Raw genomic sequence first — 20,739 nt, forward strand, 5'->3', positions numbered from 1 at the left:
CATCCGATTGGATGGGTTTTATCTGTTTTCCTTCACAGCATTCACCAGGGAATCATATGTAATCTTCCAATGTGATGCATGCCAGGCAACATCTCCATTATTAAATAGAATGGCCTGAGGAGACTCATGTTTGATATGAAAAGCTTCTGCAATGTGATTTGACAAGGGACGATCATCCTGAACAACTAAGTAATAAGCATTTACATCTTGATGCTCTTTTACAAAGCTTTCATATTCTTCAAACGCTGCGCCGCTCACCGGACAAGTGGAACTGTGTTTTAAAACCAGCAGCTGCTCTCCTGATTCTACTGCTTGATCAAATGATTCATGGCTATCAAATTTTTTCATTTTCTTGCCTCCCCAACTAAGCCAGGCAAAGCCTCGCTCTTTAAATTAAATAACGGTGAAGTAATCGTACCACTTCACCGTTGCTTAAACAAATAAAATTAATTATACTTTTGCTCGGTTTCGTCAAAAGCTTTTTTCGTCTCTTCCAGCTTCATTTGGATTTCTGCATCATTTACTGGAGCGTTCCCTTCTGCCTGGAATGTCTCGTTATTGATGGCCTCTCCATTTTCTTCGGATGTCCCGTTTGCACCAGCTTGTCCATTTTGAGCTTCTTTCAAGCTTTTTACTTTATTAACGAGTTCATTGGATTGCTTTGTCACCGTTTGAGTCAGCACATTTGTTTTTTCTTTTGCAGCATTAGCCAGTTCGGTACCTTTTGTCATAGCTGTTTCACGGTACTGTCCTGACTTCTCTTTTAATAGGGCAGCCTTTTCGCTTAAATCACTCTGAAGCTCTTTGCCTGATTTAGGAGCCAGGAACAGAGCGGTTGCTGCGCCAACCATGCCTCCGATTAAGGCACCAATCATGAAATCTTTCGTATTGATATTTTCATCTGTTTTGGCCTGATTTGAATCAAATTGAGTGCGGTCTTGACTATTCATTCTCCTTTTTCCTCCTTTAAATCTAGTATCTTGCTCTTTCTCTCTGGCGTTCAGGCGGAAGCATCTGTTTCTCGCTGACGTTGTACTGATAAGGGTCTTCTTTTCTCATTTTCCATTTATCCTTGATTTCAAGGAGAACATTGCTCCACTGTACCACCTGTGAGATTTTATCTTTATTCTGTTCAAGCTGTGTGTTTACAGAAGATGTGATTTTCTGAATGGATCCATTAAATTTGCGGACAGAGTCACCAACTTCTTTTACCGCAGTCACGACACTGTTCAGGTTTTCAGATTTCTGCTGAATATCTGTAGCCAGTGAATTGGTTTTATGCAGCAGGACAGTGGTTTCCTTCGTGACACCATCTAGTTGCCTTTCAAGGCCTGCCAATGTGTTTGATACGTTATCTAATGTCCCTTGTAAGGATTTTAACGTTTTCGCCAGATATATGACCAAAACAAGAAATGCTATAGCAATTACTGCTACACTTAAGTATAAAATAATTTCCAATTCTTACACCTCCGGTTGTCTGTATAATATCTTTTTACCCAGATGCACTGCCTCTAAACCAGGAGTACATTAATAGATTCCACTTGTGAAGTCGAAATTCCTTCTCTAACAGGTATTTTCATCAGTTAAAGTAAATTTTAGCACAACTGGAAAAGGTTAAACAAAACCTATCATTTCGGGTACAATAATAGTTGTCGGAAAAATAAATTTACTGGAGGTATTTATCCATGAAAGATCCCCGTATTGCAAAACTGGCAAAAAATTTGATTAACTATTCAGTCAGACTCCAGAAAGGAGAGAAGGTCCTTATTGAAAATTTCGGACTGCAGAAGGAATTAGTGACCGCGCTGGTTAAGGAAGCATATGCAGCTGGAGGATACCCTTTTGTTTCCTTAAAGGATCATCAGGTTGATCGCTCCCTGCTTTTAGGGGCACAGGAAGAGCAATTCAATTTGATGGCTGAGTTTGAAGCAAATGTTATGAGCAAAATGGATGCATACATAGGACTGCGCTCCGGAGACAACATCAACGAGCAGGCTGATGTGCCGGATGATAAAATGAAAATCCATGGATCAACCATCGGACAAAGAGTGCATAGAGAAATCCGCGTGCCAAAAACGAAATGGGTGGTTTTGCGTTACCCTAATGCTTCCATGGCCCAGCTGGCTAAAATGAGTACAGAAGCATTTGAAGATTTCTATTTTGATGTCTGCAATTTGGATTACGGCAAAATGGACAAAGCAATGGACAGCCTTGTGGAATTAATGAATAAAACCGATAAAGTCAGAATAACTGGCCCTGGAACAGATCTATCCTTCTCGATTAAGGATATTCCGGCAATAAAATGCTCAGGTCAAATGAATATCCCTGATGGAGAGGTCTATACTGCCCCTGTACGTGAGTCTGTCAACGGCGTCATCACCTATAACACTCCATCTCCATACCATGGTTTTACATTTGAAAATGTAAAACTGACATTTAAAGACGGGAAAATTGTTGAAGCGGAAGCCAATGATAGCGAACGCATCAATAAAATCTTTGATACTGATCAGGGTGCGCGCTATATTGGTGAATTCGCTATCGGGGTTAACCCATACATTCTTCATCCAATGCAGGATATTCTGTTCGATGAAAAAATTGACGGAAGCTTCCACTTCACACCTGGACAGTGCTATGACGAAGCTTATAATGGCAATAAATCCAATATTCATTGGGATATGGTCAACATCCAGCGCCCTGACTATGGCGGCGGTGAAATCTACTTTGATGAGGTATTAATCCGTAAAGACGGGCGATTTGTCATTAGTGAACTTGAAGCATTAAATCCGGAAAATTTAAAGTAATAAAAAAGCTCCAGGCGCCTGGAGCAAAAAAGTTATCAACATTTAAAGTCATAAAGAAAAAGATGCTTCCTTAGCGAAGCATCCTTCTTATGATTTATATTTGGTTTTCGTATGCCTGCTGGAATTTTTGGATATCCCCGGCACCCATAAACATAATTACGCTATCTTCATGATTCCTTAGTACAGCCGTTTCTTCTTCATTTAGAATTTGTGCATTGGGAATTTTGGCCTTTAAGTCATCAATCGTGAGTTTTCCATGGTTTTCACGGGCAGAGCCAAAGATTTCGCAAAGATATACTTTGTCAGCCAAATTAAGGCTTGATGCAAAATCATCAAGAAAGGCCTGAGTCCTCGTAAATGTATGCGGCTGGAAAACTGCAACCACATCCTTTTCAGGATACTTTTGTCTGGCAGCTTCTACAGTCGCCTTAATTTCTGTCGGATGGTGGGCATAGTCATCAATAATTACCTGAGAGCCCACTTTCTTCTCGGAAAATCTTCTTTTCACTCCTTCAAAGGAAAGAAGCTGTTCCTGGACAATCTTTGCATCGATCTCTTCATAATGACATAGAGCGATAACAGCTAAGGAGTTCAAGACGTTATGATCTCCATACGCTGGAATAGAGAAAGTCTCAAAGAAGGTGTTCCGGACAAATACATCAAATGTTGTTCCTTCTGTAGTTTTAACTACATTGCGTGCCTGAAAATCATTATCTTCTCCAAAACCATAGAATACCACGGGCACTTTTGCCTGGATTTTTTGCAGCTGCTCGTCATCACCGCATGCGAAAATCCCCTTATTCACTTGCCATGACATTTCCTGAAAAGCAGAAAACACATCTTCAATGTTGGCAAAGTAATCAGGGTGGTCAAAATCAATATTCGTCATTATTGCATAATCAGGATAGTAAGAAAGGAAGTGCCTTCTGTATTCACAAGCTTCGAAAACAAAATATTCAGCTTCCTTGTCCCCTTTGCCCGTACCGTCTCCAATAAGGAATGAAGTTGGTTTTGCGCCTCGCATTACGTGCGCAAGCAAGCCTGTAGTGGATGTTTTCCCATGAGCTCCCGTCACAGCGATGCTCGTAAAATTCTTCATGAAATCACCTAAAAATCGATGATAACGCACAACAGGCAAGCCAAGCTTCATTGCTTCCTCAATCTCTTCATGCGTGTCCGGATATGCATTCCCGGCGATTACCGTCATGCCCGGCTGTATGTTTTCCTTTTGAAAGGGAAGGATCTTTATTCCGGATTTCTCAAGTGCCACCTGAGTAAAAAAGTGTTTCTCAAAATCGGAGCCTTGAACCTGATAATTCATATCATGCAGAACTTGTGCCAATGCACTCATTCCAGACCCCTTAATACCTACGAAATGGTAAATAGTCATATAAAGAACCTCCAACCATCGTATATCTGTAAAACAGTATATGACATATATCTAGTTTTGCGCATATCCCCTTAGAAGACATGCTTCCATGACTGTGCTGCTAAGCTTTTCCGCTGTCATTTTTATTTACTTACACTTTAATGTATTGAATCATTATATCATTAATCGATTCTAAAAACTATGTAACGTATTGCCAGCTATTTATACCCCAGAAATAAAAAATAAAACATTAGATTTCAGGAAAGCTCTCCATGTAAGGTCAGGAACCTTTAATTTTGCCTTCGAAAATGCCTTCGTTAAACGGTGAACTCCTTCATCCTTTTGAATAGAGATAAATGGTCCAATAGGAAGATCATACATCTGGATTGGTATTCTTCTAATAAAATACCACCCTATTGACAGTTCCGGCCGAAACACCCCGTGCTGACTTAAGAGAAAAGAAGTGCTATCTTCCACACCTGAGGCGGAGATTTTCTTTTGACTTACATCTAAAATCCGGATGGGTTCCATGACTGATGTTAAAAAGAGAGCCCCCTGAATGAGATCTGACTCTGAAAGCTGCCTGGCATTGTTCTTTAAGAACAGACTGAACATAGTAGAGCCTTGAATGGTTTTATAATCAAAGAGAAACCAATCCTGAAAAACTTCCTGCTGAATAGGCGAAAAAGCCGTCTCAGAAGCAAGACCGAGCGTTTTCCGAAATAAATGCTTTGCCCGGACTTTCTCTCTGATATTAGCCGTTCGTTCTGTATAATCCTTGCTTAATGTGTATAAACGCAGAGCATTATTCTCTCCCTGGAGCTGTTTAGCTTTACGGAAAGATTGTAAATCCAGAATTGAGCTGTCCATATCCATTTAGGATGCTCCTTACTTTCTTGTAAATAGCGTTCAGTTATTCAACCTTTTCAAGTCGGGGGTTTGGACGATAACGGCGTCCTGCCTTAGCTGCATGCTTACCGTCAATCATTACATTGTCTCCAGTGAACCCTGTGGTGATCTTCAGCAGGCTGCTTCCAATTCCATAGGTATCAACCGGAACACCCTGTTCTTCAAATTCACGGATTCGGGATTCAGTAAAACCGCCGCTCACCACAATCTTCACATGTTGGAAACCTTCATCATCCAGCGCTTTTCTTAAAGCGAAAATCAGTTCTGCATTGACTCCGCGCGGGTCAAACGTTCCCAGCAAATGCTGATTTCTTAAGAAATATTGATCAATCATTGTTCTTGATGTATCAACCCGGACACCTTTAAGCTCTTTGCCAAAGGCTCTTGCCACTTTCAGGGAATCGGTTATGGCATCATTGTTGTAGTCTACCAGAGCAACTAAATCGTCTTCAGGAAACGTCTCCTGATAAGCCTTAGTAGATGCAACGATATCTCCCTCGAACATTTGGATCAAAGCATGCGGCATTGTTCCCATTCCTTTTTTGCCCCACCATTCATTCATCGCATGCGTGGCCTGGGCTGTTGCCCCCCCAATAAAGGCTGCATAGCCATCTCCTGCCTGGGTGATATAATGATCATCCCGGTCCCCCATGAAGATGACCTGCTTTTGAACACCAGAAACACCTGCTGCTTTTACCACATTATAGACATTCGTGGCAACTGAAGTTCTTCTGGCCAATATGCCGTCAATTATTCCTTCAAGATATCCGAAATCCTGATATCTTCCTGTAATGGTTAAAACTGTTTCAAAGGGTGAAATCTTATCACCGTCTTTTAATGAATAAATTTCCAGATCATCCGGGCGGTCTGCAAATGTTTTTAGCAGCGCAATGACTTCATCCGTACCGCATAGAACGGCATGATTCTTTTGGAAAAACTGCATGGTTACGATTTTATCTTCGTGATATTTCTTAACAATTTCTCTTGTTTTAAGGAAGTAAACCGCTGAAAACCAGCCATCTCTTACACGTTCATCGAATTTAAAAGTCTGGTTTGTCAGACGTTTGATTTCTCCTTTAACCTTCATTTCAATTTCCTTCATCCCTAAAGCTCCTTAGAAACATTAAAGAAAGCAGAAGCGCCTGCTGACTTGGTTTGCAAGGAGCAGGCCTCTATGCCGGCAGCCCGCCAGCTTTAGAATGCTTTCTTCGTTTATCGTAGTTGTTTATTCATATTATTTTAAACATGCAAGTAAAGAATACCATGGATTAATTTAATGTACTAGTCTCTTGTATGGATTCAAGATCAGCTTCTGTAATGAGGACATCCCTTGGCTTGCTGCCTCTATTTTCAGAAATGAACCCTTGTTTTTCCATCATATCAATCAGCCTGGCTGCCCTATTATATCCTATTTTAAATCTTCTTTGCAGGCTTGAAGTGGAAGCCGCTCCCTGATCAACAACAAACTCGCATGCTTCAAAAAACAATTCATCCTCTTCTTCTATTGCATGAGCTTTTTTCAGAAGTTCTTCCTGCTCAAATAAGTAGTCAGGATCGCGTTCCCTCCGTACATGGGCTACCACATCATCAATTTCTTTATCTGAAACAAATGTACCCTGCAGCCTCACTGGCTTTGAGGATCCGTTTTCAAGGAAAAGCATATCTCCCCGTCCAAGCAGTTTTTCAGCTCCGCTTATATCAATGATTGTTCTTGAATCGATTTGAGATGACACAGAGAATGCAATTCTTGTAGGCACATTCGCCTTGATTAAGCCGGTAATAACATCCACGGAAGGACGCTGGGTTGCAATAATAAGATGAATTCCGCATGCACGGGCTTTTTGTGCAATCCGGCAAATGGCTTCTTCCACATCGGCTGGCGACATCATCATTAAGTCTGCCAGCTCATCAATCACAATGACCATAAATGGCAGCTTCTCTGAATATTGCTGATGCTCCTCTGCCAGCTCATTAAAACGGTTTATATCCCTCACACCTGCATGGGCAAACAATTCATATCTGCGTTCCATCTCCTCGACAGCCCACTTCAAGGCTGCCGTTGCCGCTTTTACATCGGTAATAACCGGGCTGACCAAATGTGGAATTCGATTATATGGTGCAAGTTCGACCATTTTTGGGTCGATCAGAAGAAGCTTCAATTCATCGGGACTCGCCTTATACAGCAGGCTTACCAGGATCGTGTTAATACAGACGCTCTTCCCTGATCCCGTTGCACCGGCAATCAAACCATGCGGCATTTTCCGTAAATCCGTCACAATCGGCTTCCCAGAGATATCAAGCCCCAGCACAGCCGTTAATGGGGATTGGCCAGTCTGGAACTCCGGGGTGCTGATGATCTCACTGATAAGTACCGGACGGCTGCTCTGGTTCGGAACCTCAATGCCGATTGTATGCTTTCCTGGTATCGGCGCTTCGATCCGAATATCCCTTGCTGCCAGACTCAGCTTTATATCATCTGAGAGGTTCGTGATTTTATTCACCTTGACACCTGGTTCGGGCTGTACTTCAAACCTTGTTACAGAAGGTCCTTGCGTAACATTAACCACCCTCGCCCTGACATTGAAATTTTGCAGTGTAGAATTTAACATCTGTTCCTGTTCGTAAAGCCAATCGGAAGCTTCCTCCATGATTACTGGCGGTGTCAGCAATGTCTGGGAAGGAAATTGGTAATAAAAAATTTCTTCGTCCCCCTGATATGTCTGTTCATCCTCAAATCGGTCCATTTCCGATGCAGGCGGTGTCTGCTCTGCACGTTCTTCCATAGGCAAATGGTTCACCGGTGGATGATTCTCGATCTTTTCTGCAGCAGCAGCAGACTGCTGGATATTTTCTGACGGAAACATAGCGATATTATTTTTTTTTTCATCTGACGGTCTTGCCATCTTATCCTGCTGATTCAGTTTTTTTCTGTCATTATTCAGCATGATGACATTAAATGGAATTGATCCTCTTGATGAAGGCTTCTTCCCTTCCTGGGCATCTTCTTCCTGCTGTGGGGTTGACGCAGCAGATTCTGTTTTTGTTTCTAAGTATTCATTTGCACCTGCAGTCTCATTTTGCTCTGCATTCTCAGCCCTGTTTATATCAGAAATCAGTTCAGCCTGAGTAGAGAACGAGCCTGTTAATTCCCCGCTATCTTCATGATCAGAACTTAATTCAGCTTTATTAGACATCTCCATTCCTTCTGCTTGTGAGTTTCCCTCTTTTAAGTTTATATGGATAAACTCTTCCGAGTCACTTTTAGCAACAATCCCTAAATCGTGATGAAATTCATTCTTTTCTGCATCCTCTTCAGCTTCAATCTCAAGGATATCATGAGATCTTAATTCGCTCTGCTCTGAGAGTTCTGCTGTGTATTCTTCTTTTTCTTCCTCGTGCAGAGCCTCTTCAATCAAGTTTGCGAGCGATCTGCTGATTTCCGATTTTTTTTTAAGACCGATGCGATCCTCACTATTTGGAGATTCACCGTCAGGCTTGGAAGATCCAAGCTGCCTGCCAGGTTCCTTATGATCTTGCCAGGCAGTATGTGTTTCTTCATGCCGCAATGTTTCTTGGTTATTTTCAGGTACTTCAAACATTAATTCAGACGCTTCACCTATTTTGTATCTTTTGGCTGCTGGTTCCTCTGTTTCCAATGCAGAAGCCTGTGCCTGTAAAGCTTTCAGTTTATCGGAAATGACAGTTTCTCTTTCTTCATCCGAAACAGCTTCGGTTACATTCGGCCGATTAGGGGGGGTCTGCTGAATTTTGCGCATAACCTCATCGTATGTAAGTTCCCTGCGGTTTTCCTGTTCCCCGTTATCAGATTTATCTTGCTGGGCATTTGGCCGTGGCCTTTTAAATCCATATATCGGCGATGGAATTTCTGTTGGCTGAAAAGGTCTTTTCTTGCTGGCAGCCTCTCTTTCATTACGGGTCAGAATTTTTTCTTCACTGGCAGGTGGTGGCGCAGACTTTCTTTGCTGCTCCCTATCTGCGGAACGAGGCGTCCTTTTTTCATGGATTGGAGTATCCGCCGGCTTTTTCTGCCATTCCGTTTCTCCTGCCCTTGACTTCCGTTTTTCAGTTTTATTTACAGGCTTCCCACGATTATGATCCTGTCTATTATGATCCTGTCTTTGCTGCCTCTTATTCTCCCGTTCTGCTTCATGGTCAGGTATGACCGGAAAACGGAATTGGCCTTTGGGGTATTGATAGACTACTTTAGCATCTATGTCTCTCGAACTTTCTTTTGTTTTTTTTGCAGGCGGCTGCTTCTCATAGTTATGCTCATCTGCATGTTCTTCCATTTCCTCATATTCTTCCTCATCACTTTTAAACATATGGAATAGCTTTTTAATCCAGCTCATTTATATCAACTCTTTCTATTAAAAACTTTGTTAGACTTTCTATATTATTTTAGCAGTTATTCACAGATTTTGAATAAGAAATCCGAGAATGAGTCCTTATAAAGACAGAATGGGTAAATTTACAAACAAACTAAAGGCTGCAGGCATACTTTCGACTCAGGCGGGTGATTAAAGGTTCATAAGTAGTGATATCTGTCTTTTTACCCGGAACTGCTTAACTTTCATTTAAAATAACGGATCTATATATCATTCGGTAATGGTTCATCTCACCTGGGGGTTTATCGCCTTGTTTTCAGGAAGAATCAGTGTTAAACAAAAAAAGGACCACATTGCTGTGACCCTTAAAACCTACTTTTTTTTATTCTTACCCAAAATAAATATTGGTTCAAACTCTCCATTCTCATATAAGAATGACAGGGAAGTAATGGGCACTCTGCCGCTCGCAAAGAAACTCATAGTCATCTGGGCGAGAACGTCATAGCCTGTTTCATTTTTTATATCAGCAATAATCAATACGTCCTGATGCGGAACGGCAACGGCCATGGATCCTTCTACTTTCCTGCCCATTTCTTTAATAAAGGAATCATTCAGGATTCTGCTTGCATCATATCCATCATTTTTGTTTAAGAAATAGAAAGTGTTGCCTGCAACAGTATCCGATTTCATATCTGTCGACAGGGATCTTACGTTGAAAAGAGCCGTTTCTCTAATTCTTTCGGGATCCCAGCTCTCTTTTTCCATTAGCTTTGCATCAATGAGGCGATACGTATTTCCAAGATCGAGCGCATAGTAAATTCGTGTTTCAGCCGTATGTTCATCTGTCAAAAAAGGAATACCTTCCTGTGACTCGCCTGGAAAAGAAGTTGATCGGATGACTGGAAAAATATTTTTTTCATGTCCCGACAAATGGGCATCCTCCACCATTGCCTCCAGGCCTTCTTCCACATAATAAACGACTTCTTCAATCGCTTTTTCCTTTTGCTCCTGCCATTTAGCAATAATGCCCGGAAGAGAGATGGTAATTCCTTTTCCAGTGTCCTTATTTTCGATTCTGAACTGATCTTTTTCCCTGTCAAAAGAGAAAGTCCGGTTCTCTTTTGCTAAGCGCTGCTCCAATTCATTTTTCATCTTTTTACTATCCATTTTCATATATAAGCCCCTCCTTATGGGGATTGATTTCCGACTATCATTCTACACTAATAAACCCTCCTGCTCAAAAGAGATGCAGGAGGGCCTAAAAACGGAAGCGCCTTGCCAGCCCCCGACGCCTCGAGAGGGCAGGCTGCTTGCGCTAGACATTTATCAAAGTAAAATTTGAACACTAAATGTACACAGGCTTATTGTTCAAGAGTTTGAATAAAGTTTTCAATTTCTTCCTGGGTTTTGCGGTCTTTGCTGACAAAGCGGCCAAGTTCCTGGCCATCCCTGTATCCGATGAAGCTTGGGATCCCAAAGACATCAAGCTCAATGCAAAGATCAATGAATTGATCGCGATCTACATAAATAAAAGTGTATTCACTATATTTTGCTTCTATTTCAGGCAATATCGGTTCAATAACCCGGCAATCCGGACACCAGTCAGCTGAAAACATGAAAATATGCTTCCCATTGCTGCGCATCTCGTTAAATTGTTCTGCCGATTCCAGTTTTTTCATTTTTTTTCGCCCCCTGTGCTGATATGCATGTCTCCATATTGGATCCAGCCTTTCTTCCTCATATACTCAGATAATAACAGGCTGATAAGAGCCGGTCCAATAAAATGCAATATAATGACCTTCATCCAAATTTCTGAACCAAAGCCCATCGTTGTAAAAGTCATTATCTGTCCAACCAGCCCGCTTGTTCCCATGCCTGCTCCTGCAGCATTGTTCTCCATTAGCCAGACGGTCGTGCCAAAGGGTGCCAGGAACGCACCTGCAAGGGTAGGTGGAATAAGAATACGCGGATTTTTAATAATGTTGGCTACCTGCAGCATGGATGTTCCTATTCCAATCGCTACTAAACCGCCCATTTTATTTTCCCTGAAGCTGCTCACTGCGAAGCCGACCATTTGTGCTGCACAGCCAATAGTGGCAGCTCCTGCTGCAACTCCGTGCAGATCAAGCATAAGCGCAATGGCGGCTGAAGAAATGGGTGCCGTCAAGGCAAGACCCATTAATACCGCCACAATGATGCCCATGATGATTGGCCTTTGCTCTGTTCCCCACATGATCAGGCTGCCAAAGCTCTTCATTCCATAATCGATCCCGGGGCCAATTAATGTTGAAACCATATAACCAGCCACAATTGTAACAAGCGGTGTTACAATGATATCAACCTTTGTTTCCTTACTGACAAGTTTTCCAAGCTCTGTGGAAATAAGAGCTGCAGCGAAGCTCCCTGCTGGACCGCCAAGAGCCGCGCCGGCAGCCCCGCTGGCAATGGCTGAAAAGATAACAAGCGGTGGAGCATTAAGTCCGTATGCAACTGCAACACCTATTGCAGGCCCCATCAGACCCATAGCCAGAGTGCCCATATCCTCCAGGTATTTGAAATCAGTCTGTTCGCCGACTGTCTTAATAATAAGCCCAATGATCAGCGAAGCGAATAATCCAAGCGCCATGCTGCTCAGTGCATCTATAAAATATACTTTAGGTGAAAGGGTTACCCCTTTTCTATTCAGAAAGGCTCTCATTATTTTCCCCCTATTTAAAAGTTCTGCAACTATAAGATAACACATGTAAAGACACTTGTAATATAAAATCTTTTGTATTCTTATTGTTCTTTATAATAGGGGTTTTCTATCATAATTTATTAAAAATAAATTCTTAAAAAAAAGCAAAACAAAAACGAAGGACATCGCCCTTCGCTTTAATTCTTCACCTGGACAGAATTAGCTATCTCCATCATTGCAGCGGCCTCAGAGGATAAATTTCTGGTCGCAGCCTGCGTAGATAATTTTACTCCGCCAATCCCGACTACCAATTCGTGTTCGTCTTTTTTCCCTCTGTTGATTAACAGGAAGCCATTATGTCCATCTTTTGTAAACGTCTCTTTAACTTCATATTTATCTTTTTGCTTTAGGGTAGCATCATAAACAACCTTGCTGTCCGGGCCTTCATGCTGGTTGTAAAAAAGGATATACCTTTTGGAGCCATTTTTTAAAATGATGTTATTTGGACTTTCCTCTTCTACTTCGTAGCCGAAAGGCAAATAATATTCTATATCTTCAAACTCATGATTTGTCTTTTCAGGTGATAGGTTGAATGCTTCCTCTGCAGCATTCTTTGCGGCAGTTTGCTCTTCTTCCAACGATGCTGAACAGGCACTGACCAGTATAAATGAAATAAATAAGAGCAAGGCTGCGGTGAATCTTTTATGCATTCTAAAGTCCCCTCCTTGCATGGAATCTCATATCCTTCCCTATCATACATTTCTTCTTAATAGTCTGACAACCCTTCATATAAGGATTGAGGGCCTTTTCACTGCGTTACTTCTTAGAAGAAATGTTAAAATATAAGAATATTGCATAAAGGAGGAAAAAGAATGGAAATAACCGTCTACTTAGCAGGTGAAATACATTCCAATTGGCGCAATGAATTAAAGGAGAAAGCTAAATCACTTCAGCTGCCTGTTCATTTTACGGGTCCTATGGAAAACCATGACCGTTCTGACATGATCGGAGAGGAAATTCTCGGGAAGCAGCCGGATGCAATCTTCCGTGATGAAGCCGCTTCAAGCATCAATAACTTAAGAACACAGCTTCTTATGCAAAAATCGGATCTCGTGATTGCTTTGTTTGGTGAAAAATATAAGCAATGGAACACAGCCATGGACGCAAGTGCTGCTGCGGCACTTGGAAAACCGCTGATCCTCATCCGTCCCAATGAGCTGCATCACCCTTTAAAGGAGCTTTCAAGTAAAGCCAATGTTACTGTTGAAACGGTCAACCAGGCCTTGAAAGTTTTGTCGTACATCTTCGAAACCGAATAGAAAAAGGGGTTAGCACCAAGTGAAATGTACCCCCATTTACGGACAGTTTATAAAAAAGCGCCTATGCAGCTAATAAGTGGTCCCGGTATTGTACCGGGGTCATTTTATTTAAGCCCCATTGATAACGATGATGATTATATTCTTCGATTACACGATCTACTTCTTTCTTTACATCCTTTATATTATCAAGTGATTTATACTCTGATAAGTCTTTAAAATGTCCAAAGAAACTTTCCATTGGTGCGTTATCCCAACAGTTTCCCTTTCGGGACATTGACTGAGTTAGGCCAAGCTTTTTTACTTTGCTTTGGAATAGAGGATGCGTGTAGTGCATTCCTTGGTCAGAATGCAATATGGCCTCTGGATGAAAGTGGTTGCCAACAGCTGCCTTTAACTTTTTTAACGTTTTATAAACAATATCCATCTCTAAAGACGTGGAAAGGTAGTAGGCAAGAATTTCTTTTGTAGCTCCGTCCTTTACGCAGGATAAATATGCTTTTTGGCCCTTTCCATAATAGAGATAAGTAATATCAGTAAGCAGAACTTTTCCTGGCACTTCCTGATTGAATTCACGGTCAAGAAGGTTAGGGCAGGTTCGATGTTCCTGAGTTGCCTTAGCCATCTTACGATATGGATTGGCTTTCCTTATCTTAGCTACAAGATAATATTTTGCCATTAAACGTCTAATCTTCTTGTGGTTCATTACAGTTGAATAATCATTCTCCATAACCATTTTAATCTGGAGTGCACCTGCTTTTTCTCTTTTGCTTATGAAAATTTCTCGGATTAACTCTATGTCCAATTCATCCTGATCGTCACGTTGTGCCCGTAATGGTGCAGCCTTCAACCAATCATAGTAGCCACTTCGACTGACACCTGCCAGTTCACACAGGTAGGAAACAGCTTTATTTAACTGATGAATTCTGATGGTTTTCTCGATCAACGAAAACTTCTCAGCTGCCGTTAATACCGTTTCTTCTTCAACGCCTGCCTTTCTAACTCTTCCAGCTTTTTTAAGAAGTCATTCTCTGCCTCAAGGAATTTAATTCTTGCTTCAGCTTTTTTTAATTTCTCTTCTACGGAAAGTTGCTTTAAAGAAGGACGCCCGGTACTCCCTTTGCCTCTACGTTCCGTAAGGAAACCTTCCTTTCCAAACCTTTCATATGAATCCCTCCAACGCTTAAGACAACGCTGGGGTTGTTTCTTACCGATCATGTCAAGGTCGAAGCCCTGTTCAATAAAGATTTGCGACGGTGCTTTTCCATTTTTATAATCCGTAACTGCTTTTAGCTTAAACTCAGGACTATAGGAGATTGACCTTTCAGAAGCGCATAAAACATTAGGATTCTTTTCAAGCTCTTTAATTTGAAATTCATTATAAATATTCTTACTCATGTTAATCCTCCGCCCATATTTGTTAAATCTATTGAAACACAAAAAACCCCGGATAGGGGCACTTTTTTATCAGTGTCCGCTATCCGGGGTACATTTCACAAGCTAGCCCTTTTTTCTATATTCATATTGCCCAAGAAGAAGCTTCATGACATGCGAGAACATGTCAGCACGATTAATCTGCCCATTTGTAAAAATCCCAACAGCTCCTTCATTTTTGCGGATATTTTCTTTTTTTGCGTAATCATCCATTACAGGGCCAAGTTCTTCGCCAGCCAAAAGCCGGACTGCAACCCCATCTGGAAGGGGAATCCTGGCTCCGCCAGCAATAATCGGAGGCTGCCCTTTTTCCGCAAGAGCCCCCCAATTACAGAGAAATAGCCCGTGCTCTGTTTTCTGCACACCGCCCTCGAGGCCAATGCCAATTTGTCCGCCGGATGCTTGGAGTGCTCCATATGCTCTATTGATGGCCCCTTTTATGGTTTCTTCATCCGAGAATGGCTGGTCGTTCACTCCTGAGGGCACATCTTCGGACATAATAACAGCTTCATAATGGCTAAAAGCAGTTTTTACTGCCAAAATCTTTGCGGGATTTTTTGAACCAATGATGACTTTCATGTGTACTCCTTTCATATTACAGGAAAAAGAGACAGCACCTGCTGTCTCATCTGCTTAACTGTTTTGACGGATGGTTTCTACTGTTGAACGGTCACAAGCTTTTACTAATTTAACAAGCAATTCTTTTGCCGCTGCATAATCATCGACATGCACAATGGATGCATGTGTGTGAATATAACGGGAGCAAATGCCGATTACTGCACTTGGAACACCTTCATTGGATATGTGAACTTTACCTGCATCTGTTCCGCCTTGCGAGACGAAATACTGATATGGAATGTTGTTCGTTTCAGCTGTATCCAGAACAAACTCCCTCATGCCGCGGTGCGTTACCATTGAACGGTCCAGTATGCGCAGAAGAGCTCCTTTTCCTAAATGGCCGAACTCGTTTTTATCCCCGGTCATATCGTTGGCAGGGCTTGCATCCAATGCAAAGAAAATGTCAGGATTGATCATATTCGCTGCTGTCTGTGCACCTCTTAAGCCAACTTCTTCCTGAACTGTTGCTCCGGAATAGAGAATATTGGGAAGTGCTTCACTCTGGACTTCTTCTAAAAGTTCCACCGCCAAACCGCAGCCATAACGGTTATCCCATGCTTTCGCCAGGATTTTCTTTGCATTTGCCATTGGTGTAAATGGACAAATCGGGAGAATTTGCTGTCCTGGCTTAATGCCTATTCTTTTCGCATCTTCACGGTCATCTGCACCAATGTCAATCAGCATATTCTTTATTTCCATCGGCTTGCTGCGCTTTGCTTCGTCTAAAAGATGCGGAGGAATTGAACCGATAACTCCTGTCACCGGTCCATTATCTGTAATAATTTGGACTCTTTGTGCAAGCAAAACCTGGCTCCACCAGCCTCCCAGTGTCTGAAAACGGATCATTCCATTATCTGTTATGGAAGTGACCATGAATCCAACTTCATCCATATGGCCTGCCACCATGACAGTCGGGCCGCTTTGATCGCCTCTTTTCACGCCGAAGATGCCTCCAAGCTTATCCTGAACGACTTCTTCTGTATACTGGCTGATCTGTTCGCGCATGAATTTCCGTACTAAATGCTCGTTTCCAGGCGCCCCTGGCAACTCTGTCAATGTTTTAAAAAGCTGCAATGTTTTTTCGTTCATTATTATTCTCCTTTATCACTTTGCGAATTGGCTATGCAGATATGTATAATTTCATTTTACAGAACTTTCATACGTCTTTCCACCATTTCAGGCAGGAAACTTCGGTTGGCGAAATTTAAGCTGTGTATTATTTATTTTAGTTCATGCCTATTTTTGATAAGATAGAATTGGAAAACAGAAAAATTTGTAAAAATGAACTGCTTATATCATCAGCCTGGGGAGGTGCAATTATGAATTGGAAGTCATTTATGTTAGGTGTTGGGGTTGGTTTGGCGAGCGGGTACGCAGCTAGGGAATTGCTGTCGCAGAAAACTGCTGTTTCCCCTGAGAAAGCTTTGGCAAATGCAAAGGATGCATTTAAACAGGAAGGGCCGATAAGCGGATCATGGATTCATATGAAAGCTGAACCTTATGAAAAAGGTCATTTAAAATATCAGGTTTATAAGGGCGGCATTTCGAGGTTTTCGGGTGAAGAAGCCGAACAGTATGAATTCATTGCCGACGCAGAGACTGGAACCATTTTGGACGTTTTTCCACTGCATTGAGAAAAGCACAAATGCCTTGCCCAAGAAGGAATGCAGACTAAGAACGCCACGTCCTCCCAAAAGCTACCTACCGCTCTGTCGTGCGATGTTTATACTGTCGAAGCCTTCCTTGTCCTGCGGGCCTCAGGCATAAGACATTTCCTGAAAGAAGGTGGTTTTCTCCTTCTGAAAGGAAACAGCTTATGTCCCCGAGTCCCTAGGAGCCGTAACTAGACAAGCTTGTGACCTCGAGGGGGCAGGCCAGTTATAGACGTTTAAAGAGTATTAAAAAATCCCCGGATGGGGATTTTTTAACTTTGCTTCTTTTCCACCTTCTCAGCAATATTTCCTGATTCATCCCATTTGACTGCCCGGTAAAAAGCATCATGATAAAAAGTAAACCATGCATTTCTTTCCAGCCCGTATTCCATCCATTTTTCCTTGGCACTTATGGAATCCATCGGATAGTCATCGTAAGCGAGAACCCAAAGTACATTCGCATGGGCATGAGTTGGCATGATATCAGCCATATGAATGACGGTCTCATCCTCATCTTCTATAACAAGTATAGAATGGCCATCACTATGGCCGCCTGTATGCACCATTTTAATAGGGCCGAGCGTCCACTCTCCTGCAAAGACATCCACCTGATCCTGAATGGACTCCCAGTTTTCTTTCCAATATGTATTCCTTGAACGGATATTAGGATTTCTCATTTCTTCCCATTCCACTTGTGATGCAATGATTCTTGCATTTGGAAATATAGAAGAAAATTTTCCTTCTTCCGGTTTTGTCAGTCCGCAGGCATGATCAAAATGAAGATGCGTCATAAGGATATAATCGATGTCCTTTGGTGACAGGCCGTGCTTGGCTAAATCCTGTTCAACAAAAGACTCTTCAAGCGCTCCGAAATTCCTCTTCTGTTTATCACTCAGCTTCCCGTTTCCAAGACCCGATTCGACTAGAATATTTTTACCGTCAAACTGAATAAGGATGGGATCTGTTCTCAGTTCGATCTGATTATTTTCATTGCAGGGATATCTTTTAGACCATAAAGGCTTAGGAACTACCCCAAACATGGCTCCGCCATCAAGATGTGTGACACCGCCGCGAAGCCAGTACAGCTTTACGTTCTTTAACTCCAATGCTTCCATCATTATCTCCTCCATTTGAGTTTTTCTGAGCAAGCGCTCGCATTCCCCTTATCTCATATTAACATTTAAGCGCTTACTTGTAGAAATATTTAAATTATTCCACACGAATGCAAACAGTCAAATATAGCAATATCCAAAAAAAGCCTATCCATCCGGATAGACTAGCTTATCTGTATTGAACTTCACACCGGAATATACGGCTTCCCCTTGAAGAAAACTTCTCTTCATATTCGGTCATGATGTTTCCTTCATAATCGCTATTGTGAAGGTCCAGGCTGACAAATGTCAGAAGCATGCCGTACTCGGAGAAACTCATAAGAGATGATTCAAATAATCCCTGGTTATCAGTCTTAAAGTGTATTTCTCCTTTATCCCCAAGGATATTTTCATAAATCTCCAGGAAACTTTTATAAGTCAGCCTGCGTTTTGCATGGCGTTTCTTTGGCCATGGATCTGAAAAATTAAGGTAGACACGATCGACTTCGCCTTTTTCAAAGTAATCCCGAAGATCATTGGCATTCACATTCAGAAGCTTTACATTTGGAAGTTCATCCTCGATGATGCGATCCAGAGCAGTGACGATGACGCTGTCAGCGAGCTCAATTCCAATGTAGTTGTTTTCCGGGTTTGCTTTCGCCATACCAGTTATGAAGCGGCCTTTTCCTGTCCCAATTTCTATATGAAGGGGCTGATCTTTATCGAAGGCTTCCTTCCACTTTCCTTTATATTTTTCAGGTTCTGAAATTACGTATTGTGGATATTCGGCTAATTTATCTTTCGCCCAAGGTTTATTTCGCTGTCGCATTTTGACACTCCTAAAAATTAATATCGTTCAAACAATATCATGCCTGTCGCAGTGATGCAACTTTATTTTTAGAGGGATTACTATAGTGGTTCATCCCTTGTTTGTAGTTTAACCCAATGGCACTCAAACACCTAAATTACAATCCGCCAATGAATAAATAAAAAAAAGAATCCACAACCTAAAAGTGAATTCCTTTTGTTTTTATTTTCAGCTTCAATAGAAAGGGTGCTTTTCATGCCGCTTGGACACCAGGATCAATTAAATTTATTAAAAGATATTTTAAGCAATCATCAGACAGATTGCTGTGGCTCTATTTCAGAATGTGAACAATTGGAACGTTTGGTTAAATCATTAATGATCAACGGAAATATTAATCAAAACGTAAAAACAGTATTAGAAGAAATTTATGAATACAGTCAGCACGGGATCAATTCTTCACAATTGGATACTCACATTGAATCCCACCAGAATGAATTATCACAATGGGTACAGGATATAGATCAATTTTCGTAAATCTTAAAGGAGCTCATCCAGATAGGAAAGCCACTTTTCCATTTCCTGGTACCTGAATTTATTTTTATGCCATTGGATAGATGTCAAAGTCTGTGCAATCACATACCATTTCATGCGGAGCAGCAAATTATCTGTCAACTGAATGCCGTACCGCTCAAGCCAATTTGGCCATTCTTCTTTAGAAATATACCAATACAATAGCATCCCCAGATCAATGGCCGGATCTGCTATCATGGCTCCATCCCAATCAATCAAGTACAGCTGGTTGTTTTCCGAAAGCAGCCAGTTGTTATGATTCACATCGCAATGGCACACCGTATTTTCCTCACAGTGGATATGCGAAACCTCTTGCTTCAGGAAATCGACTGACTGAATAACAGCAGCCTGCTCCTTCAGATCACAATCCAGTTCTTCCTCAATCAAACGCAAAAGGGTTTCGGGCTGCAGCGGAGACTTCCCCATTCTTGTCAGCATACCAAGCAGCGGCTTTGAAGAATGTATTTTTCTCAAAAGCTTTGCTACGCTTTCCTGGTTCATGTCAGAAGCTTTTAGCTCTCTTCCATTAAGCCATTGCTGGGCAGTTATAACGTCCCCATTTTCCATTCTTTTTGTCCAGATAAGTTTCGGGACGATTCCTTCCGCAGACAGAACCGCCAGGAAAGGAGAGGAGTTTCTTTTAAGAAAAAGCCTCTGCTCTTCGTGCTTTGCATAGAAGGCTTCCCCTGTCGCCCCTCCGGCGGGAACAATCTCCCAGTCATGTCCAAATAAATGTTCCAAAATTGTTCACCTGCAATTTAGTAAGCCATTGGTTGTAGAATAGCGCAAACGCCTTGCCCACCTAAGGAACGCAGACTAAGATCGCCACGTCCTGTGGCAAAGTCTGCATGACCCACACCCTGTGGGCCTCAAGCACAAGACGTGCCTCCCAAAAAGGCGCCTTTGCCTTTTTGGGGGAATCGGCTTGTGACCTCGAGGGGTAGGCTGCTTGCGCTAGACAATTCTCGAGTTCAAATAATAAAAAGTTGAAAAATAAGCCCTGTTTTTTGCAGCAAGACTTATTTTGCCATGGCCAATAAAAGGGCCGTTGCTTAATAATGTTTTGTTCTATTCGACTATATTGCATTTTCGCAAATATAGCTGTTTATCAGGTTAATTAAATAAAGCTCCTATAAAGCACAAAGTAA

At 41.8% G+C, this 20,739-nt stretch carries 21 protein-coding genes; 4 read left to right on the forward strand and 17 right to left on the reverse strand.

Annotated features, from left to right (window positions below; genetic code table 11):
* Positions 1-18: 18 nt before the first annotated feature.
* From ytxJ to AC0VZ9_RS22415, 3 genes are all read right to left on the reverse strand, one after another.
* Positions 19-348 (reverse strand): bacillithiol system redox-active protein YtxJ, encoded by a 330-nt coding sequence (ytxJ, locus tag AC0VZ9_RS22405; RefSeq protein ID WP_009333329.1) that lies wholly within the window; start codon positions 346-348, stop codon positions 19-21.
* A gap of 98 nt (positions 349-446) precedes the next feature.
* The gene (locus tag AC0VZ9_RS22410; RefSeq protein WP_019383046.1) at positions 447-950 is read right to left on the reverse strand and encodes a YtxH domain-containing protein; all 504 of its coding nucleotides are present in this window, start codon (positions 948-950) and stop codon (positions 447-449) included.
* Between the two features lie 22 nt (positions 951-972).
* Positions 973-1,458: a DUF948 domain-containing protein gene (locus AC0VZ9_RS22415; protein WP_009333331.1), complete on the reverse strand. Its 486-nt coding sequence runs from the start codon at positions 1,456-1,458 to the stop codon at positions 973-975.
* Between the two features lie 227 nt (positions 1,459-1,685).
* On the opposite strand from AC0VZ9_RS22415, the gene AC0VZ9_RS22420 reads away from it, so the two are divergent.
* Positions 1,686-2,801, forward strand: a complete 1,116-nt coding sequence (locus tag AC0VZ9_RS22420) for an aminopeptidase (protein ID WP_475396737.1) — start codon at positions 1,686-1,688, stop codon at positions 2,799-2,801.
* Positions 2,802-2,895: 94 nt separating this feature from the next.
* On the opposite strand, the gene murC is transcribed toward AC0VZ9_RS22420, so the two are convergent.
* The 8 genes from murC to AC0VZ9_RS22460 all read right to left on the reverse strand — a co-directional run bounded on the left by murC (position 2,896) and on the right by AC0VZ9_RS22460 (position 12,812).
* On the reverse strand, positions 2,896-4,191 hold the full coding sequence (murC, locus tag AC0VZ9_RS22425) for a UDP-N-acetylmuramate--L-alanine ligase (protein ID WP_009333335.1): 1,296 nt from the start codon (positions 4,189-4,191) through the stop codon (positions 2,896-2,898).
* 201 nt (positions 4,192-4,392) lie between these two features.
* Positions 4,393-5,046: a hypothetical protein gene (locus AC0VZ9_RS22430; protein ID WP_019383044.1), complete on the reverse strand. Its 654-nt coding sequence runs from the start codon at positions 5,044-5,046 to the stop codon at positions 4,393-4,395.
* Between the two features lie 37 nt (positions 5,047-5,083).
* Entirely contained in the window at positions 5,084-6,181 is a 1,098-nt protein-coding gene (locus AC0VZ9_RS22435) for a nicotinate phosphoribosyltransferase (protein ID WP_009333337.1), read from the reverse strand.
* Positions 6,182-6,347: 166 nt separating this feature from the next.
* Positions 6,348-9,449 (reverse strand): DNA translocase FtsK, encoded by a 3,102-nt coding sequence (locus AC0VZ9_RS22440; protein WP_475396738.1) that lies wholly within the window; start codon positions 9,447-9,449, stop codon positions 6,348-6,350.
* A 348-nt stretch (positions 9,450-9,797) separates the two neighbouring features.
* Complete coding sequence (locus AC0VZ9_RS22445) at positions 9,798-10,598, reverse strand: DUF1444 domain-containing protein (RefSeq protein WP_251174711.1); 801 nt, start codon at positions 10,596-10,598, stop codon at positions 9,798-9,800.
* 188 nt (positions 10,599-10,786) lie between these two features.
* Positions 10,787-11,104, reverse strand: coding sequence for a thioredoxin family protein (locus AC0VZ9_RS22450; protein ID WP_009333341.1), 318 nt, complete (start codon positions 11,102-11,104; stop codon positions 10,787-10,789).
* Positions 11,101-12,123 carry a PTS sugar transporter subunit IIC gene (locus AC0VZ9_RS22455; RefSeq protein ID WP_019383040.1) on the reverse strand — a complete coding sequence of 341 codons (1,023 nt, stop codon included), beginning with the start codon at positions 12,121-12,123 and terminating at the stop codon, positions 11,101-11,103. The genes AC0VZ9_RS22450 and AC0VZ9_RS22455 overlap by 4 nt, the downstream gene beginning before the upstream one ends.
* A gap of 176 nt (positions 12,124-12,299) precedes the next feature.
* The gene (locus tag AC0VZ9_RS22460; RefSeq protein WP_009333343.1) at positions 12,300-12,812 is read right to left on the reverse strand and encodes a hypothetical protein; all 513 of its coding nucleotides are present in this window, start codon (positions 12,810-12,812) and stop codon (positions 12,300-12,302) included.
* Positions 12,813-12,974: 162 nt separating this feature from the next.
* Here AC0VZ9_RS22460 and AC0VZ9_RS22465 point away from each other — a divergent pair, with 162 nt between their 5' ends.
* A complete protein-coding gene (locus AC0VZ9_RS22465) occupies positions 12,975-13,421 on the forward strand; it encodes a YtoQ family protein (RefSeq protein WP_009333344.1) in 447 nt (148 codons plus the stop codon).
* Positions 13,422-13,482: 61 nt separating this feature from the next.
* On the opposite strand, the gene AC0VZ9_RS22470 is transcribed toward AC0VZ9_RS22465, so the two are convergent.
* The 3 genes from AC0VZ9_RS22470 to AC0VZ9_RS22480 all read right to left on the reverse strand — a co-directional run bounded on the left by AC0VZ9_RS22470 (position 13,483) and on the right by AC0VZ9_RS22480 (position 16,559).
* Positions 13,483-14,816, reverse strand: a protein-coding gene (locus tag AC0VZ9_RS22470) for an IS3 family transposase (RefSeq protein WP_475396666.1) whose coding sequence is annotated in 2 segments (ribosomal slippage) — positions 13,483-14,444 and positions 14,444-14,816 — 1,335 coding nt in all. Because the reading frame shifts where the segments join, the coding sequence is not laid out codon by codon here.
* A gap of 102 nt (positions 14,817-14,918) precedes the next feature.
* Positions 14,919-15,431, reverse strand: a complete 513-nt coding sequence (locus tag AC0VZ9_RS22475) for a DUF84 family protein (RefSeq protein WP_009333345.1) — start codon at positions 15,429-15,431, stop codon at positions 14,919-14,921.
* Between the two features lie 54 nt (positions 15,432-15,485).
* The gene (locus tag AC0VZ9_RS22480) at positions 15,486-16,559 is read right to left on the reverse strand and encodes a M42 family metallopeptidase (protein WP_009333346.1); all 1,074 of its coding nucleotides are present in this window, start codon (positions 16,557-16,559) and stop codon (positions 15,486-15,488) included.
* A 230-nt stretch (positions 16,560-16,789) separates the two neighbouring features.
* On the opposite strand from AC0VZ9_RS22480, the gene AC0VZ9_RS22485 reads away from it, so the two are divergent.
* Complete coding sequence (locus tag AC0VZ9_RS22485; RefSeq protein WP_009333347.1) at positions 16,790-17,104, forward strand: PepSY domain-containing protein; 315 nt, start codon at positions 16,790-16,792, stop codon at positions 17,102-17,104.
* A gap of 290 nt (positions 17,105-17,394) precedes the next feature.
* Here AC0VZ9_RS22485 and AC0VZ9_RS22490 read toward each other — a convergent pair whose 3' ends face one another.
* Together AC0VZ9_RS22490 and trmB are read right to left on the reverse strand one after the other, a co-directional pair.
* Positions 17,395-18,237 (reverse strand): YtnP family quorum-quenching lactonase, encoded by an 843-nt coding sequence (locus AC0VZ9_RS22490; protein ID WP_192908970.1) that lies wholly within the window; start codon positions 18,235-18,237, stop codon positions 17,395-17,397.
* A 166-nt stretch (positions 18,238-18,403) separates the two neighbouring features.
* The gene (gene trmB / locus AC0VZ9_RS22495) at positions 18,404-19,042 is read right to left on the reverse strand and encodes a tRNA (guanosine(46)-N7)-methyltransferase TrmB (RefSeq protein WP_019383036.1); all 639 of its coding nucleotides are present in this window, start codon (positions 19,040-19,042) and stop codon (positions 18,404-18,406) included.
* A 234-nt stretch (positions 19,043-19,276) separates the two neighbouring features.
* Here trmB and AC0VZ9_RS22500 point away from each other — a divergent pair, with 234 nt between their 5' ends.
* Complete coding sequence (locus AC0VZ9_RS22500; RefSeq protein ID WP_009333350.1) at positions 19,277-19,555, forward strand: YtzH-like family protein; 279 nt, start codon at positions 19,277-19,279, stop codon at positions 19,553-19,555.
* 3 nt (positions 19,556-19,558) lie between these two features.
* On the opposite strand, the gene AC0VZ9_RS22505 is transcribed toward AC0VZ9_RS22500, so the two are convergent.
* On the reverse strand, positions 19,559-20,332 hold the full coding sequence (locus AC0VZ9_RS22505; RefSeq protein WP_009333351.1) for a phosphotransferase family protein: 774 nt from the start codon (positions 20,330-20,332) through the stop codon (positions 19,559-19,561).
* Positions 20,333-20,739 lie beyond the last annotated feature (407 nt).

Source organism: Cytobacillus sp. QJM3NY_8 (assembly GCF_056173585.1).